General features: G+C 45.4%; 14 protein-coding genes. 5 read left to right on the forward strand and 9 right to left on the reverse strand.

Annotation, left to right across the window (positions count from 1 at the left end):
- Nucleotides 1–162 precede the first annotated feature (162 nt).
- Together N836_RS41615 and N836_RS41620 are read left to right on the forward strand one after the other, a co-directional pair.
- Nucleotides 163–726 carry a Uma2 family endonuclease gene (locus N836_RS41615; protein ID WP_023070445.1) on the forward strand — a complete coding sequence of 188 codons (564 nt, stop codon included), beginning with the start codon at nucleotides 163–165 and terminating at the stop codon, nucleotides 724–726.
- A gap of 101 nt (nucleotides 727–827) precedes the next feature.
- The gene (locus N836_RS41620) at nucleotides 828–1,883 is read left to right on the forward strand and encodes a hypothetical protein (RefSeq protein ID WP_023070446.1); all 1,056 of its coding nucleotides are present in this window, start codon (nucleotides 828–830) and stop codon (nucleotides 1,881–1,883) included.
- A gap of 193 nt (nucleotides 1,884–2,076) precedes the next feature.
- On the opposite strand, the gene N836_RS0136835 is transcribed toward N836_RS41620, so the two are convergent.
- Both N836_RS0136835 and N836_RS41625 read right to left on the reverse strand, forming a co-directional pair.
- On the reverse strand, nucleotides 2,077–2,607 hold the full coding sequence (locus N836_RS0136835) for a type IV pilin protein (protein ID WP_023070447.1): 531 nt from the start codon (nucleotides 2,605–2,607) through the stop codon (nucleotides 2,077–2,079).
- 146 nt (nucleotides 2,608–2,753) lie between these two features.
- Nucleotides 2,754–3,341 (reverse strand): sigma-70 family RNA polymerase sigma factor, encoded by a 588-nt coding sequence (locus N836_RS41625; protein ID WP_152532025.1) that lies wholly within the window; start codon nucleotides 3,339–3,341, stop codon nucleotides 2,754–2,756.
- Between the two features lie 667 nt (nucleotides 3,342–4,008).
- On the opposite strand from N836_RS41625, the gene N836_RS41630 reads away from it, so the two are divergent.
- Both N836_RS41630 and N836_RS72735 read left to right on the forward strand, forming a co-directional pair.
- Nucleotides 4,009–5,244 carry an AAA-like domain-containing protein gene (locus N836_RS41630; RefSeq protein WP_023070449.1) on the forward strand — a complete coding sequence of 412 codons (1,236 nt, stop codon included), beginning with the start codon at nucleotides 4,009–4,011 and terminating at the stop codon, nucleotides 5,242–5,244.
- Complete coding sequence (locus N836_RS72735; protein WP_023070450.1) at nucleotides 5,241–7,385, forward strand: AAA-like domain-containing protein; 2,145 nt, start codon at nucleotides 5,241–5,243, stop codon at nucleotides 7,383–7,385. Before N836_RS41630 ends, N836_RS72735 begins: the two co-directional genes overlap by 4 nt.
- 108 nt (nucleotides 7,386–7,493) lie before the next feature.
- Here N836_RS72735 and N836_RS41635 read toward each other — a convergent pair whose 3' ends face one another.
- The 7 genes from N836_RS41635 to N836_RS41660 form a co-directional block, all read right to left on the reverse strand.
- The gene (locus N836_RS41635) at nucleotides 7,494–10,346 is read right to left on the reverse strand and encodes a COG1470 family protein (RefSeq protein WP_023070451.1); all 2,853 of its coding nucleotides are present in this window, start codon (nucleotides 10,344–10,346) and stop codon (nucleotides 7,494–7,496) included.
- A 33-nt stretch (nucleotides 10,347–10,379) separates the two neighbouring features.
- Nucleotides 10,380–12,674 carry a WD40 repeat domain-containing protein gene (locus tag N836_RS41640; RefSeq protein ID WP_023070452.1) on the reverse strand — a complete coding sequence of 765 codons (2,295 nt, stop codon included), beginning with the start codon at nucleotides 12,672–12,674 and terminating at the stop codon, nucleotides 10,380–10,382.
- A 6-nt stretch (nucleotides 12,675–12,680) separates the two neighbouring features.
- Nucleotides 12,681–13,832, reverse strand: coding sequence for a hypothetical protein (locus tag N836_RS72740; RefSeq protein ID WP_152532026.1), 1,152 nt, complete (start codon nucleotides 13,830–13,832; stop codon nucleotides 12,681–12,683).
- Nucleotides 13,833–13,836: 4 nt separating this feature from the next.
- Nucleotides 13,837–15,165 (reverse strand): pentapeptide repeat-containing protein, encoded by a 1,329-nt coding sequence (locus N836_RS41645; RefSeq protein ID WP_036052102.1) that lies wholly within the window; start codon nucleotides 15,163–15,165, stop codon nucleotides 13,837–13,839.
- 219 nt (nucleotides 15,166–15,384) lie between these two features.
- The gene (locus tag N836_RS41650) at nucleotides 15,385–15,984 is read right to left on the reverse strand and encodes a GrpB family protein (protein WP_023070455.1); all 600 of its coding nucleotides are present in this window, start codon (nucleotides 15,982–15,984) and stop codon (nucleotides 15,385–15,387) included.
- 21 nt (nucleotides 15,985–16,005) lie between these two features.
- Nucleotides 16,006–16,617, reverse strand: a complete 612-nt coding sequence (locus tag N836_RS41655) for a glutathione S-transferase family protein (RefSeq protein WP_023070456.1) — start codon at nucleotides 16,615–16,617, stop codon at nucleotides 16,006–16,008.
- A 53-nt stretch (nucleotides 16,618–16,670) separates the two neighbouring features.
- Complete coding sequence (locus N836_RS41660; protein ID WP_023070457.1) at nucleotides 16,671–17,255, reverse strand: DJ-1/PfpI family protein; 585 nt, start codon at nucleotides 17,253–17,255, stop codon at nucleotides 16,671–16,673.
- Nucleotides 17,256–17,420: 165 nt separating this feature from the next.
- Here N836_RS41660 and N836_RS41665 point away from each other — a divergent pair, with 165 nt between their 5' ends.
- Complete coding sequence (locus N836_RS41665; protein WP_023070458.1) at nucleotides 17,421–18,326, forward strand: LysR family transcriptional regulator; 906 nt, start codon at nucleotides 17,421–17,423, stop codon at nucleotides 18,324–18,326.
- Nucleotides 18,327–18,410: the final 84 nt, after the last annotated feature.

Consider the following 18,410-nt stretch of genomic DNA (forward strand, 5'->3'; position numbering starts at 1 on the left):
CACACTTGCCAAAAATCCGAGCAGACAGCTCTCCGATCAGGGACAGCACTACCAACAGAACAATGTTTAACATACGTGGTGATGTTAGGCATTGCCCACCAATGCTTGTGATTCTAGCTTAGCCCTATAATAAAGCCATAGCCATGCGTCCAGGTAAACCCAATGGTACAAGCACCTTCCAAACCAATAACATTGGAAGAGTTTCTGCAGTTACCAGAAACCAAACCCGCCAGTGAATACATTAATGGCAACATCATTCAAAAGCCCATACCCAAGGGACGCCACAGCCGCTTGCAAAGAAAACTATGCACCACCATCAATCAAGTCGCAGAAGACAATAAAATTGCCTACGCCTTTCCAGAATTAAGATGCACATTTGGTGACCGGTCCATCATTCCTGACATAGCCATCTTTCAATGGGAGCGTATCCCCTTTACAGCAGACGGTGATGTGCCAGACAACTTCGACCTGGCACCCGATTGGACGATTGAAATTCTATCCCCTGACCAACGTCCCAATAAAGTATTGGGAAATATTCTTCATTGTCTAGAGCACGGCAGTCATCTAGGCTGGTTTGTTGATCCAGATGACTTAAGCATTCTAATATTTCGCCCCCAGCAACAACCTTTTCTGGGTCAGGACAATCAAGAACTTCCTGTCTTTCCCAATCTAGATCTCAGCCTTACTATCCAACAAGTATTCGGCTGGCTAAACATGAACAGATAACACTTACGTTGCGATCGTGAAGCTGTTACTCTTTGACACGGAATCACTTCTGATCTTGACAATAACATTACAACAGGTGTGCTGACTCTGTTTTGATTACGATGTTCAACAACATTTTCCAAGCAACACTTACCTGCTCATCCATAATCACCTATCTGGCCAGTCTCGTTCTTCTGTTTAACACCTCTCCACTCACAGAACAGATAGAAGTTTTATTCTTTGGTCATAGCCCTAACGAGCAACCTCTGGCATTATTCATCAGTATTATCGCCCTACTAATTCTGCCAGATTTTTTAGCCATCGTCTCCTATGGCAGCAGCAGAAAAAATAACCCTGAAATGGACCAACAACCTTCTGCTGGTTTTCGTATACTCGTTGATATTATTCTTATTATCCTAATTGTATGGTTCTCATACACCGATCTCTTTACTGTAGTTCAAGGCCAGCAAAGCTATTTATCCAACCCTCAATCAACTAATATTCAACTCTGTATGGGGGCAGCTTTGTTCGTAGCCTTTGCTTCCCTGGCAATATTTCAGCCACTTAAATTCTTAAGACATATCCGCTCTGAAGAAGAAACCCACGAATACTTCAAATCTTTGCTGGACAAACCACCTTACATCAATTTTCATGTTCATGCCTATCACTACGAATGGCGAACTCGCTGGGTAACAGAAACCTACACAGACTCACAAGGAAGAACAGCAACAAGAACTCGCCCTGAAACCTATCGAGAACAAGTAACAACGCTTCGACTGTCAATACCTTACGCAATTCCCTCCTGGCAAGATGCTACCGACCTGCAAACACTGCTGGAACCCCAGGAATTTCCCATTGTAAAAATCAAGATTTCCACTGTTATCAAGCCAGTAGATGCGAGTGCCCAACAGCATTACCATCAAGCATGGTCCGATTTTCGTGATAAATATAAAACCACCGACACGCTAGTTGATTTCTCAACTAGTAAAGGCATTAGTGGCATGGGGCCTACGCTTTTATTGTCTTTTCTCAATCTTGAAGAACGATCTATTTTTCTAAATGCTGCCTTTTGCTCCCTGATCTGCCTAACCTCCTTTACATGGGGTTACAGCCTCTGGCTTGACCAAATGTCCTCTATTAGCGAGAAAACAGTATGCAAAGAATACTCTTTGTCTTAAAAAATAAGATAGTAGCTCAGTCAAGTTATCTCAGCTCAGTCTAACCAAACACCATAGGTTCAGTTGTCTAGGTTAATCGGACATACTTCCATCTGATTGCATCCAGAAGACTGTCTATTCTTACAGACAAACTAAAGGTTGGACTGAGATCGGCATAAATTACCCTATCCTTATCCTTCAAATCAGCCCAAACTTAAGCAGTGCAATACTGTTCGTAATCTTCCACAACCCTTGAGACAAAACGCATAATTTCGAATATAGAATCTTCAAAGCTGATATCCATAGAAAAGAAACTACACTCTGCTAATTGGTTACCTTCCAGATATACAACTGAAGCATAGGAATCTATCTCTTTTCTTTTTGACATTGCTATATGGACCATTCCATCGAGATTTCCATCAGTCTGGGCTAAATAAATATAGTTTTCAGTCTCAGTCTCATAAAAGTCGAGTTCTTGTAAATCATCTGAGAAACTGTTGTTCTCCAGATAGAACATGTACTGACTCTTTTTGAGAAAGTTAACTGCAATTTGAGCTTCAGTTTCTCTTGCATTATTTACTTGTTTCATAAAGACTGGCAATGATATGGCTGATAAGATTCCTACAATCACAATCGCAATAAGAGTTTCAAGTATGGTAAAACCGTATGTATTTTTAGACTTAAGCTTTCCAGACCGCATAGATTTCTTGAAGCTATAGAAAGCCTTTCCAGTAAAGATGAGCATGGCTACAACAACTATGTCTTAGTTTTAGTAATCCTCTGTATCCAGGGAATTATGACTTTTGGCTTTTGCCAAATCGCTGTTAAGGCAGAAGCTATCCAACAATAATCTGATTGTGTTATGCTTGTTTAAAGATAGTCCTAGTCAGCCTAACTGTCTAAATATCCATGAACCCTTCCCCAGTCTCGTAAAAAAGGGTTACAGTAGCGGCTATACCATTGTGCTATGTAAGTTTTATCAGCACCTAATTCAGCAGCTATATCGGTCCAAGACTGTTCTCTGGGAGGTAATCGACGTAATAGCAGAACTTGAGCATTGATTTTTGGATACTTTGCACACACCCGATTGCGGAGAATTTGATCGGGGTCTTCGTTAACCCAATTCAACAGGTGGGTAAGCATATCAAGGGCAAATTGAGAATCTGGTGGAGCTATTAAATTATCAATTGGGTCAAGAGTTTGGCCAGTATCGAACTGGATCGCAAAGGCATATCTATTTAGCTGGCGGCGACTTCTATCACGATAGCGTCGAAGGATTTTTTTCAGACGATTATCTAACCAAGTGGTGACTCTACACACATCAGGCTTATAACCGTTTTCAGGATCGTCAAGCTTTAGGAAGCAGTACTCCCACATTTCTTGTAGTGCATCAGCGTAGTAAGGACTGGATTCCCTCCAAAGCTTCTTGGATTGCATCACCAGTCGAAAAATCTCACTGAAGACTGACTGTCGTTCCACGCTTCCAACAGGAAAACTACAAGCCTCTGTAACCAGACAGCGTAATCTTATATCCAGTTGATGGTCAAAATCCTTAGTTGTCAAACGTTGTTTAGAAACCGATATATTAACCACATCAAACACCCAAGCGAACCAGTAGCTTACTAAACTGATACCTCTTACATTGTTACGTCTGTAGGTAAATACTCATGCAGTAAAAAGACTGTTTGGTAAAGAAGATGAAACAGAAGTTAACTTTGTTTACCTAGTGGATTGTCAAACTTAAAAATTGGGATCGATGGTTTCTGAAACTTTTGAAGTATAAAACTTCCAGAATTTATGCATCCCAAAATTTAGTCTTGACGAGCCACTGGTTACATACGATTTGCCTTTTCAAAGTAAATCTATGTAACTAGTAGCAATGTGACTTTAGATTTCAGGCAGTCGTAGTACATATAATTGATGAAATTGCATTACAAAACTTGAGTAAGTCAATTCAAAAATTACTGTCCAAAGCATAGCAGCAACACTACAGTTGCGATAGTCAAGTACTGATCACCTTTATGATCACTTACGTGATCAGTAATACCTGAGGAGCGAGAAATGCATTTCTAGATCTGGTTTTCAGAAATAGTATGTCAACTGCACTAAAAACTCCTTACCCCTCTACCTCTACTACATTATCTATATGGGAATCCAAGCATCTGAAGATGGCCTGCTAATCGTCGATCAGGCTAGACGAGCCAAGGGATGGACTAAGTCTGATAGAGTCTGGTGTGATGCTGCCTATGTTGCTCAACCAACCCTTAGACGGTTCTGGAAAAGGGAGAAAATTCAAGCAGAAAACTTTAAAGCAATCTGCCGTGCTGTTGGTTGTGATTGGCAAGATATTACAGAGCGTAATCTTGATAGGCAAGGTATCTGCTATGTGAAACGACCTCCCATTGAAACCCAATGTCATGCAGAAATTAGAACTGATGGCTCACTGATTCGAATTAAGGCATCTGCTGGAATGGGTAAGACAGCTCTAATTTCAGAAATTAGTGATGCTGCCAGCAGGTTAGACTACCAGGTACTGCGGTTGAATATGCTGCGAATTGATGATGTAGTGCTCGATCAGCCCGATAAAGTTCTCAAGTGGTTTTGTCGTAATATATATCGCCAACTTAACTTATGCACCTGCAAACGAGTAGAAGAGTTTTGGGATGATGAAGATGGCAGTAATGATAACTGTACAGCCTATCTTGAGGAACAAGTTCTCTCTCATGTACATACCCCAGTTGTGTTGCTGATTGATAATTTAGATCGCATCTTTCCTTTTCACCAGACAGCAGTCAACTTGTTAAGTCTTCTACGTTCTTGGTATGAAGAGGCAAGATGCTCACCATTGTGGAGAAAGTTGCGTATTGTTTTAGCACACTCTACTGATCTATATCTTAATCTTAGCGTAGTCAGCTCTCCTTTTAATGTTGGAAAGCCTATCAGTCTACCTGAGTTCAACCAAGAACAAGTTCAAAATATGTTAGCTTGGCATGAAGTTCTATGGACTGAAGCAGAAGTACAGGAATTAATGAATATCATCGGTGGTCATCCTGAACTTATCTCCAATGCAATTCATTATGCCAAGATTCGTCCAGAACTAACTTTTCAAATGTTTGTAGAGATTATTGCAACGCCGAATGGCCCCTATCGAAATCATCTGCAAGACTTAACGTCAAAGTTACAAAACCAGGAGAATATACTGGCAAGAATGAAGTCATTATTAGCGTCAAGTAGCTTTGTTCCAATTCCTTCTAATGATGCATTTTACCTTGATAGCTTAGGACTCATCATCTTACGTCAAAATTCCGCTAGGATAAGGAATATGCTGTATCGCCAATATTTTCAACAACAGATCAGCGCAGAAACTAGTATGTCGGTATGACTTTTAGTTACCGTTATCAGGGTGGCTCTTTAACTAGAGATGATCCTACTTATGTTGAGCGTCAAGCAGATTCTGTTTTACATAGAGAGCTGCTGGCTGGTAACTTTTGCTATGTTCTGACATCTAGACAAATGGGTAAATCTAGTCTACGGATCAGGACACAAGCTAAACTCCAAAACGATAATGTTAAATGCATCAGTATAGATTTATCATCCATTGGCAATCAATCTGAAGATAGATGGTTTCGGGGGATTACCTATCGCTTGCTCAAAAAAATTGACCTACCTAAAGATTTGTCTTGGAAAGAATGGTGGGCTGAGCATGATTTTTTAGCTCCATCACAGCTTCTTAGAGAGCTTATAGATGAAATTTTGCTTGCCTCAGAAGAACAAAATATTATTCTTTTTTTCGACGAGATTGACGCTGTTTTGGGTTTAAGCTTTAATACGGATAATTTTTTTGCAATAATACGCTCTTTCTATAATAGTCGCGTTGATAATCCTAAGTATCAACGGTTGACATTCTGTTTACTTGGAGTCAGTTCTCCTAATGAACTTATTAAGGATCAATACTGTACACCTTTTAATATCGGTGTAGCAATTACTCTCAATGGATTTCGTCTCGAAGAAGCAAAGACATCTTTACTGAAAGGGCTAGAGAATAACGTTGAAGATGCAGAACAAACGTTAGCTGAAATTATCCACTGGACGGGTGGACAACCCTATTTAACACAAAAAATTTGTCACATAGTGGTGAATCATATTCACGACAACAGTGCATCAGAAAGTTATACTGTAGAAAACTTAATTAGAACATTTATTATTCAAGATTGGGAAGCTAATGATAATCCGCCTCATCTTAGGCCAATTATCTCAAAGCTTATTGGTCAAAATGAAAAAACAATTAGACTACTCAACCTATACAGAGACATCCTTCTTCATAGAAAAGTAAAGCCTAAACATAATTCCTGTGCAGCTGAGTTGATCCTTTCAGGATTAATTATCCAAGCACAAGATTCTCTCCAAATTAATAATCTCATTTATCAAGAAGTTTTTAACTTAGAGTGGGCAGAAAAAACACTTGAAGATGTTTGGCAGTCATTGCAAGCATCAGGCAAAGCCGATTCTATTTCTGTAGTGTCACCACAGTTTAGGGGGGTGGCCTATGTATTACTTGCCTGTATTGTTATATTTATTGTGAGTTTTCTATCTCTTTGGAGTTCATATTATTGGTTTACAAGCGAGCCTTGGTTGCAGGCTTTTGATTGGAAAGGATATGGGGCAAATATTGAGCTGGTTCGTAGTGCTTTTTTCGCGATAGGGTCTTTTTACTTTATTGGACTTATTTGGAGGAAAGAAGCTGTTGAACTTGCACGGGGAACTCAAGCTATTGTAAAACGCTGGCGACGTACTTTCTTTAGTGTAGGAATTACTGTTTTTAGTTTATCCCTTTATTATCATCTGTGGTTAGGTCCTTTAACGTTAAGTACAAAAAATTATAGTGTTACCAACCAGGTTTTTAGACAGTGCTTTCTTCCTTATTTATTGTATTTACCTTATACGCTCGTCAATTATAATATTTTAGCTCTTTCATGGGTGGCTGTGAGTTCCTATGGTGCGATTAAAGATCTAAACAAAAATCTAATCAGAACTTACCAGTTTAGTGAAAAGCTTATTTATCTGGAGGAAATACAAGAGAACCAGCAATATGAAAATTCTGATTTTGTTGTTAAAACTGTCGAAAAAGAGTTTGCTAAATTCTCTACTAATTTGATTACCCTTATCAGTCGTTACACAGTATTGCTCTTAGCCCTTTGTATCATGGCTATCTTTGAGACTTTGTGGGGAGCAAATACCTTAGCGGATAGTGCACAACATTTCATGATACTGACCTACACCCTTAGCACTTTGGCCTTAATGCTCATTTTTTGGGTTTTCTACCATTATCATGTGACTTTTCGGAGAGCGTCTATTTTTCTATTTAATCATAATTATAACTATAACGCTTTTGAAGTCAAAAATAGTTTCGCAAGCCTAATAAAACGAATTTTAATATCGCACCTAAACCTATATTCTTTTGCTTTTCTAAGTGTTGTATTTGGTCTGATTTGTTTGGTTAGATATCTGGTTAACTTTCTTTAAAGATCTCATAAAGACTGATTGAAAATCCTTATTCATTCTTCTGTCTGTATTCATTCTTCCGTCTCTATGCTTCCGTTCTTTTCTGTAAGGGGTGTAAAACATTACTGCTTAGTTGGCTCGGGGCGGTGTTCTGATGGGGGCAATTTCTGCTGGGACGGGTAGGACGGTCGTTGGCGGTGGTGGCAGTGGTGGTAGCCCTTCTGCAGAGTCTGGGGCATTGGTGCGTGATGAGGGTCTTGACGATTGAATGGGGATAGGTTGTGCACCGCTTTCAAACGCTACTTTTTCGATAATGACAGACTGGGTGATTTCTTCTTCCAGTTCGTTCACACCACGTAGTGTAATCGTTTCTGTACCGGGAGCCGCACTCAGGGTGTAGGTCATCTTGTCTACATTATCTAAAACTTCACCTGGTGCTGGCAAAAGTTCAACCTGTTCTGCATATTTCACATCCCAGCTCAATGTAATGTCAATCTGACCTCGGGCCGGGTTTAATACATACACGTGCCGGGGCATCTGATCCACGCTCTCTCCGTTAACGGCAAAATCAACAATAGCGGGTTCAGGCGGTTTCACACTGATGGTTGGTGTGGTTTGTAGGATAGGTGAGGCTTCATTGCCATCCATGGTTACGACTGTCAGATAAAATACATATTCTCCAACGTCACTTGCCTGGGTCGGAACGTTGTTGCACTGTAATACCTGTGCCCCGGTTTCGGGGTTGGCGGGCAAAAACGAACAATACTCCTCAAGTGCTAGTATCTCGGGTAAGGCTGAAGGATTCTCTTTATCATGGAGAAAAGGATAGATGATGGCTTTAGTATTCTCAGCACCGTCGGGGGATAAACTTGTTAATCGGAGTTCTCGGATATCCGCTGGATTGTTAATCTGCCAGCCTAATTTAACGGGTATTAGCTGTGGATCAAGGTCTGCTTGAGGATTCTCTGATGAGTCAGTATTAAGGTCATTACTCAACTCTTCGGTCGCTAAATTTTGAAAACGGTTGTTCGCTGGTGTCGATCGGGTATCATCAGGGTCTGACAAATCCGACAGCATCGTTAGTAGGCTGACTGTCCGGTATTCTGACTGCGTAGCCTGAAACTCTAAAATTGCTGGGGGATCTGCAGCGGCTACCGTAACGTTTTCTAGAATCGCTTTGTCCGCTAGCTGCTGTGTTCTGGGTGCTCCCAACCCAAGAATACGTTTGAGAGAGGCAAATCTACCCTCAGAGGCGCTAGTAGCCTGATTGGTGGTTTCACCGCCTGGACCGGCAAACACCTGCAGCTTAAACTCATGGCTACCTTCTTTTGGTCGGCGTTGGGCAGCGGTTGCATTGTCTGAGGCTCCCAGTTCTTCAGTGAGAAAATCAGCGGGTACAATTGTTCGGCACTTTAGATATTGTGGGTTAGCGGGCAGGTTTCTGGCTCGTCGATACACCCTGAGTAAAACTTGGAGAGGAGATGGGTTGTCGATTCTGGTTTCCAGACTACAGTTTCCGCTTTCAATTAAGGGTGGATATAAGAAGTCATCTACACTTGTTTCGTCAAACTGTTCGGGTAAAAAGTTTTCGTCGATATCGACAAAAATGCGAGATAGCTGGAAAACTTCTGCACCATCTTGGGTCAGGATAATCTGCTTGATCTTTTTAGGATTGGTAATCTCCCAACTAAAGCCAATGGGTTCAGGTTTGCCTTCTTGATAAGATTCTTGAGTTGTGGTGAAATTGGCAATTTTGGGTGCCAGACTGGGTCGCCAAACAAACATATGCCAGGCTAGTGCTAACAACCCTAACACTGCAGTGGTGGCAGTCGATAAAACCAGCAACCAAAAAAGCCAGCGACGGCGTGCTTTGAGGTTAACAGAACCTACGGGTAGGGGCTGAGGTAAGGCTGGGGCGTACTCAGGGCTGCTGCTGGCGTTTTCTACCAGGATGTCGAATTCAACGGTGCGATCGCGCAATCGCCATATTTTCTGCCACCAGTGTCGCGGGTTTACATACAATTGCAGATTGGTTTCTTCTCCAGGCACAAGCTGGAGATCAGCTGGCTGCAACCGATAGTGCAAAAGCCGATCCGCATCCCATCCTTGAAAGACCAGCTGTCTTTCAAGGTTGCCTTGATTGTGTACGGCAACTTCAAAATATCGATTGCCCAAAGGAATCGACAATGTTTTAGGTATCAATTCAATGGTAAGATGCTCATCTGCTTCTAACGTAAAGTAGACAATCTTGAGCAAGATAATTTCAGGTCGGGCTCTGGAAGTGAGCCGCAGGGTTGGATAGTAACTACCGGCTGGAGAATAGTGAGGTGGATGGATAGTCATGGTGATTTGACCACTTTCCCGTGGATTTAGCTGTAGTCCATCGGTAAATGTAACCACCCCTGGCACCGTTGCATCGCTCTCAGGATATTGAATGGTAAACCAGTCGAAGGGCAGATTATCACAATGTAAAAAGAACCGATCGGTACGTCTGGAGGGATTCTCAACGGTCAGGCTTAAGTCTAAAGTCGTGCCTGACTTGAGTACATGGGGATGTTCTGAATCGGTTACTGGGGTGACGGTCAGGAGAGGTTCGCTACGTAACCGAGCTTCTTGATCCGAAGGAAGAATATGTAGCTGTTGATTACGCCGGACGTCTTCGCCTGGATATTGGGAAGATCGCATGCAGATGTCATACCCGTAAAATCCAGCTTCAGCCTGCAGGGGAACCGTAATGGTGAGGGTGACATCCAGGCTTTGATGGGGATCTAATGTGAGATCGGATTCTGATTTGTCAAAGGTGACCCACTGGACAATGCCAGCGGAGTGTTGATCGGCTGGCTCCACCCATAGCTCTAAATAGGCGGCTCGATCACCACGATTATGTAGCGTGACAATGCGATGAATCGGATTTTCACCGGGTTTAGTGCCTTGATTATCCCCTTGGATATCTAAAAACAGATGTTGTAATGTCGATACCATGGCTAGCGTATGGGCAGAGGGTACAGAATCGGTCTACTGACAGCGATTGGGAGATAACGCTTTGCGATATAGCTGCACCCGATGATTGGCGGTGTCGGCAGCAACGAGCACAATGTCATTTCTATTGGGACGTTCACCATCGTTGGTGGTCAGATGAATATCCACGGTATTTAGGGAGCGTTTAGGAATATGGGCGAGATTAAAAGGTCTGAGTTGGTTGTTGTTATCGATCTGCCAGAGATCAATATGGCCGTTGTCGCCTGTACCGGCAACATAGCAGCCATTGGCGGTGATCGCTACATCTCGAACAGCCTGCCCGTTGGTGTTTTGAGGCCACTGCTGGAGCTTAGCTATCTCACAGTCAGCTAATAAGAGCTGGTGGGAGTTTTCCTCAGTTTTGTCCGCTAATGGGGAACGTTGGGTGGCTGCTCTAGCACATTGAATCAAGCTGTTAACATCCCAAAGGGTAATAAAGCCAACACTATCAGCGGTGACCATACGAGTGCCGCCGTCGGCTACATCTAGCCCTGTCAGATAGCTGTTGCTGCTGATGACTGGTGGGATGGCGGGGGCATTTTCATGGTTGCCTTCAGGCCAGGTATAACGAATATCATAGGCACGTTCCTGTTGCCAGTCCCAAAGCACTAGGCGATTGAATTGGGCTGCGATCGCAACCCAACTTTCCCCCGGTACAGGTTCAATCACATCCAACGCTGAAACCACTGTGGCCCCTAAGTACAGAGGTTTACCTCGTTTCTCCTGACGTTGCATATCCCATTGATATACTTGCCCACTGCCGTGGCCACTAAACAAATATCGAGAATTTTGAGTAAAGGCCAGGTCAAAGACCTTATCTAATCCGGTGATGCCATCGAGAAATGAAGGCTTATACTCGGGTGGGTCCACGTTCCACAGCTGAATGTCGCCATTTTCTAACCCCACGGCAATCTGTTTATTATTCGCCGGTAGTGGCTCAATCACCCGAATAGCCGATCGAAAACGATGGTCCTGGGTCTCAATTTTGGTGCGAAACTTGAGGCGACGCACATTGGGCAGCCAGGCTCCATGGGACACCTGCCAACGTCGCAGAGTTTGATCGCGGGAACCACTGGCTACAGTATCGCCATTGGACATCAGGGCGATGCTATTCACCGGCTCTGTATGTAAGGGGCGGGGTGACAACAACCACAGCCAGCCCAGACCTAAACACCCAAGTAACAGCAATAGTAGCTGAACCCACCAGGGGATAACCGGACGTAACTTCAGCGTCAACAACTGGCTGGCGGGTTGTACATTCACATTGGCCAGTGGCTCAGCCGAATCCCTATAGGTCAGCTGGGGCCATACTTCAACCAGCTGGGTTTGCCTCCAGCCGATTAGAGGGCGACGGGCAGTGATGGCAAAATCATGGTCAACCGCTGCTGCCGCCGCCACGGTCACTGGGCTGGAAGCCACACTAGCGTCCGTCTGTTTAGGCTGTAGCACAATGGTTTGGGAAACATTGCTACGATTCTGAATCTGAAAGAGATAGTGAGCGATTTGCTGTCGTTGCAGCGACCAGCGAGACGTCGTTGCCGGTAACACTTGTTCAGCCTCATCAACCGTCACTGCGGTATAGCCAAAGGGCAAAATCTCTAATTTGTTGCCAATGCTGGCACTGTTGCCCTCATCATCAGTAGCCTCAATGGTAAATGGGCGTACCTGTTGTAGATTGATGGGAATGGCCGCTGGCGCACACCAAAATTCTGTTTCTGCTGAGCTACCCGCTTCGATCCAAAGGGACTGCTCAAAGGTTTCGGGTAGCCAATCTAGCTCCAGCCCCTGTAGCCGCACCGTCACATTGCGCGGGGTGGGGTTGAGATTATAGACCAGAACTGGAATCCGCAGGCGGCTACCTGGCGTTACCTGAAGATCCTGGAGTGGCACATAAACTCTCAGGGTTTTGGACGGACGTAGAATCTGAATATAGAGCGGCTGACTGACGTCCACATTAGAGAGTTCTGCCGAGAAAACGGTGAGCTTGGCTGGAATGGTTGTGCCATAGGCTGGAATCGGTGGTTTTGTTAGCCTGATATAAAAGGTGGTGCGATCGCCTGGGGGCTTTTTGGCTCCCACATTGGGTTCAACCTTATACCACTCACCCGTATCATTGGGATTTTGGCCTTCAACATGCAAGGCCACCTGAAAACTGGCAAATACCTGGCTAAGATTGGTCACTGTCACAGCCACATCAGGGACCGTACTGACAATCTCATCCCCGTCATCGCTAGGAGTAAACACGATGTGATGGGTAGAGGCCTCAACTTTAATGGGAGTGGTCACAATCATGATTACCTACCGTAAAAGCTTACGAATGTGGCTGTTGTACCAGATGTAATATAAAAGATTAATGCCGAATTCATGCCAGGTTCGAATCGCCTGGCGAGACTGTTCTTGACCTTGCCAATGCTCAAACAGGGATGGGGAAACAATCACGATGCGATCATCCACCCATAAGCCATTGTCTTTCGAAAGTTTAGGCAGTTGACCAAACAAAAAAGGATGTCGGGTAATCAAATGGGGAGACACTACCCGGCGCAGTTCCAGATGACGCTGCAGCCGTTTAATGCTTTCCTGGAGAACGCGATCAACTCCTTCAGCAACAATTAGCAGTCCCCCTGGATAGTCCTTTAAAGACTGGAAGAGTCTTGTGTGTCCAGGTGTATCAGACCGTTGCCATTCGATGAGAGAAGTGCCGCTTATACACAGGGCATCTAGAGCTGCATCGGCCTGGGTAACTGTTTGTAGCTGGCCGTGTAGGCCAGGGTAGAGTACCTGCATTCCCTGGAATAAGCCCATTAGGCCCCTCTGATAGCGTGGTTGGTTAGGGAATAGGCCCAGGGTAAATGAGCGTTGCGATCGCAGTTGAGCAAACCGACGCTGGGTCAAATCTAACTGACCCAGCTCAGGCGTTAATCCCTGGGTTGGCATCGCTAAAATATCTTGATCAGCCGAAATTCGAATGCGACACAGTTCAATATCTTTCGGTCTCAGGTGATTGATGCGTTGATCAAAGCGAAACTGTTCTTGCAGGCGATCGGTGGAATTGGGGAGCTCTAGCTGTTTAGGATCAACATGGTTAACAACAATATAGAGCGTCTGAATACCCCTGTCGGTTAACGGTGGAATGGTAATAGGATAGGTGCGATCGCGCTCTTCAGAAATCACAATGGGATTCCCTTCACCGTCAATGGCAAACCCTGGCTGGACTTCAATCCAGCTTTTAGTCTGAAACTGCGGCGCGGTTCCAGGGGGGGGAGCTATTAACTTTACCCCTAACCCATAGACAATTCCTGGCTGCCAGAGTGCCTGATAGTGAACATTTTGCCGTTGTTGATGATAATGATGGGCCAGCTGCCAACGCTCAGCATTGATTCGCAAATTATCTTGCACATTGAGCTGGGTCAGCGGCGTCAGCGCAGGCAGTGGAAAAACATCTGACGACATAGGCTCACTCATTTACTTGAAAACAATCCCTGGGCTGAGCGGCTCTAAACTCAGCCAAATTGACCGGTCGATCGCCGGGACGCTCCGCTCCCGCTAAGTTGGTATAGGCGATGGTGATATCTTCTAAGGTGGCCAGATGCAAGGTGGCATTTTCTAGATTGGCCTGGGTCCAGTCTGCATGGTTAAACTCACCATAGTTTAAGTTTGCGCCTGCCAACGAGGCCCTACGAAAATTGCCATGGTGCAACACCGCTGACTGTAAGTTGGCTCCAGTCAAATTGGCTTGCTCAAAGTTCGCCCCCGTAGTTTCATCCGTATTAGCATCGGCAAAACAGACTCGGCTCAGGTTGGCCCCCTCCAGGTTGGCTCGCTCAAAGTTGGCATTGGCCAGGGAGACAACCTGACTGAAATCTACCCGGCTTAGGTCGCTGCGGCTAAAATTAACATGGGCTCCCCCTGGACCGGCAAAGGTGGTCTGTCGTAAATCAATCCGAGCCAGAACCGCTTCGTCTAACATTGCCCCGGACAGATCGGCCTGGATTAACTGCGCCTGCCTCAAGTTAGCTCCCACCAGACTGGCATTGGTCAAATCCGCTGTGTTTAAGTTTGTCTGTTCTAGATTTGCCCCAGTTAAATCGGTGGCTGCCAGGGTAGCAAAGCTCAAATCTGCCCGCCTGAGTTCAGCTTCTGTCAGTATTGCTCCCGATAGATCGGCGGCTACCAAGCGACTCTCTTCAAGATTGGCCCCCGCTAACTGAGTTCCCGCCAGTTTCGCGTTGCTAAAGTCGCTGCGGCTCAAGTCAAAGTCCGAGAAGGTTAATCCACTGAGATTGCTGTGGCTCAAGTTGGCCCCAGACAGTCCGGTTGCGATCGCTACGGCATCTTCAGCCCCACTAACATTGGCCAACGCCAACAGGCCTGGATCACGCTGAACATCCTCAGGGGCATTAACCAACCGCCAGGCCAGCTGCCACTGGGGGTCTAAATCAGCCGCCGCAATATCATTGCCAAAATTGGTCTCGGCCAGGTTAGCCCCTGCTAAATCAGCCCCCTCTAAAACCGCTCCCCGTAGATCGGCCCCGCGCAAATCAGCATTGAGTAAATTCGCGTCAACTAAATTGGCCCCGCGCAGGTTGGCCCGACGCAGATCTGCGCCTTCCAGGTTGGCTCCTTGTAAATTGGCTCCCTGTAAATAAGCCCTTTGTAAGCTGGCCTGACGGAGATTACAGCCTCGACAGATACGGGTCTCCCGCAGCTGTCTGACCGCTGATGATTCTTGGGCCAGGGCCACTGGACTTGTTAGTGCGATCGCACTAAACAGCCAGATGCCCATCAGATCAGTGACCCAAAAATAAGGCCGCAGTCTATAAAATTGAGAGGTTTCACAAAATATACTCACCAATACATTGACGCGATAGGGATGTCTATCCTTCTACAACGTCAAAATCGTCTGAGTTTCGCAGTAGATTTACGCAACGATACTAAAGGAATAAAGATTTATGAGGTTCTACTTTTGGACCTACAGGCGTTCCATGAAACGCCTGTAGGTTAATTAATGTTTGCCATCGGCCCGACCCATAATCTCTTGCACCACAGCCGACTTGGCATCTGCATAATTCTGGATATATTTCCAAGTCTGTTGAGAGAGTTCGCGTTTTGTTGTCTCGTAAAGCGTTTTGTCGTCAGGGTGGTGGCGCAACCAATCACGAAAAGCGAGCCTCCGCCCAATCTCTTTGCAGCCAGCGCTAAACACATGCAAATTGACTTTTGGTTCGGGCAGCTTGAAGACACGATGCTCATACCAGTCAGGTTCTCGAATGGTGAGTTTGTAGCCCAATGTTTCCAACTGTGGGACATAGGCCGATTCATCGGCTGATGCTGCCACTGCCAGGACCATATCAATAATGGGTTTTGCCGCTAGCCCCGGCACCGAGGTTGACCCCACATGTTCCAGTAAACCGGCGCTATCTCCTAAAACACCCCGGATTTCCTGGGCTAATTGCATAAATATCACCGGCCAGTCCGGATCATACTCTGCTAGATAAACCGTACTGTTTAACAGTTCTGGGGTACCTATGGTGACAGCCAGAATATCTGCCTCAGTCGCAGGGGTCACCGATGTTTTGATGGGTTTGGCGGTTGGTTCTTTCATCACTCACCAATGCTGAGAGTACTACGCATTTTCCCGCGCCATTTTGATATAGCCAGGAATGGTTTCAAAGTCTCTAAACCATCGCTGAATATGAGTATATGCCGACAAATCAAAACCACCTTCATCCGCTACATGGGTATAGGCATACAAACTAATATCTGCGATGGTTGCCTGGGTGCCCAAAAAGAATTGATTGTCCGCCAGATGTTTATCCATGACGCCTAAGGCTTGATACCCCCCTGCCTGCTTGCCGTGATATTCTGCCAATCGCTCTTTAGGCAGACCTAAATACTTGTTAATGTATCTGGCCGTCGCAATGTAAGGCTCATGGCTGTACTGTTCAAAAAACTGCCACTGCAGCACCTTGGCCCGTTGATACTTGTCCTGTGGTAGGAAGGTAGTTCCGTCTGCGAAGTAGTTTAAAATGGCGTTCGATTCCCACAGATATTGGTCGTCACCCAGGGCAACAACTGGGATTCTGGCATTGGGATTCATCTGCTGAAAGTCCTCTGTGTGGGTTTCATTAGCCAGAATATCCACATGTACCCACCTGTGGGGAATATCTAAAAACTGCACCAGCAATTTGACTTTATAACAGTTTCCTGACAGCATATCGCCAAAAACCGTATACATTTTGGTTTTCTCTCTAATTCAACAACATTAGTATCGAGGCAATAAACCTGTCATTATGATGCACCTGTCCAGTCAAACTCCATTTGTTTGGCTGTTTGTTCAGCCAGGGCTTGCCCCCCCAATCTACTCACCAAATACAGACTCATATCGATCCCAGCAGAAATACCACCGGACGTTATCACCCGGCCAGCATCCACCCAACGAATATTTTCTCTCACATTTAGATTAGGATACTGCTGACGGAGATCGGCAATATCTTCCCAATGAGTGGTCACCGATTCGGTGGTGATCACCTGAGCCGCTGCTAGTAAAAAGGCTCCCGTACAAACAGAAGCCATCAGTTTAGCTGTGTTAGCCTGCTCTGTAATCCAGTTAACAACTGGGGGCTTGAGCATTTCTGCAATATGAACACCGCCGACGATAATAGGCACATCAATCAACGGATGATTGTGAAATCCATAATCAGGAATGACTTTATAGCCTCCCCGAGCAGTAACAGTTTCGCCGGTTTGGCTAACTAAAAAAGGGGTAAAGGGTGTGCCGTCAGTGCAAATTCTAGCAGCGGTGCTAAACACTTCAAACGGTCCTGAAAAGTCGAGAACTTCTGCTTGATCGTAGATGTAGATCCCAATATTCATGCAAAAATCCCTAAAATCTACCGTTTATTCCCCTGCAATGGGTATTGTCACCCGCAGTCGATGTGAGCACCAAAGCATAGCATGCATAAAATGGATGCATGCTATCGATACCTCGAATTGAGAAAGGTGAGATAGATTTAGAGGAAATGCTTCCAGGTCTACGGCATGAACCTTTCCAGACTCAAGCTCTCCCAGTTACGTGCGTTGGTAGCCATTGCCGATTGTGGCAATTTTAGTGAGGCGGCATTACAACTTGGGGTGAATCAGTCCACGGTTAGCCACGCGATCGCAACCCTGGAAGAGCAGCTAGGTGTGGTCTTGCTTAACCGCGGTCGCTATGGGGCCAAACTCACCCCTGTCGGTGAACAGATTACCGATAAGGCTAACCAGGTACTGAAGCTGCTAGACGACATGGCCCAGAATGCCCAGCAGGCTAGAGGGCTACAGGGAGGAACGGTAAGGATCGCCGCCTTTAGAAGTGTGGCTACCCATCTGCTGCCAGCTGCGATCGCCCGTCTACACCATCGCTATCCTGAGATTCAGGTGACCATTACCGAGGACAACGATATTGACCACCTGAAACAACGCTTGACTCAAGGAGACGTCGATATTTGCGTGGCCGAAGTGCTGAAAGGCAAAGAATTCGAATCATTCCTAATTTTTGAAGATGAATATGTGGCCCTGCTCCCGTCTCAGCTAGGGCTGCGAGATGCTCAACTAACCTACAGTGAGCTGCAGGCGCATCCACTGATTAGTCCCAGTCACGGTACTTGTTTCTCTCGGTTAGATGATTATCTCAAACACCATCAAATTGCTCTAAAAATAGCCTATTACATCCGCCATGATTCATCGATGGTAAGTATGGTCAGACAGGGGTTGGGCATCGCCCTGATGCCAGAGTTGGCAGCCGCACCGATTCCAGAGGGGGTCCAGATCTGTCGATTGCCCTTTACCCTCACGCGCCCCATTGGTGCGGCTCTGCTCAAAGAGGGACTCCATACGCCAGCAGTCTATGCATTTTTAGAGGCCCTACGAGAAACAGGGGACTTTTCAATCCCCCAAGCTGTTTAGAGTGTCGCGATCGACTCCTATCTTTGCCATAAAAACTGTTTGATTCGATACATCTCATGATATTTCATATTAATTTGATATGCT

Source organism: Leptolyngbya sp. Heron Island J, from assembly GCF_000482245.1.
Taxonomy (GTDB): domain Bacteria; phylum Cyanobacteriota; class Cyanobacteriia; order Phormidesmidales; family Phormidesmidaceae; genus Leptothoe.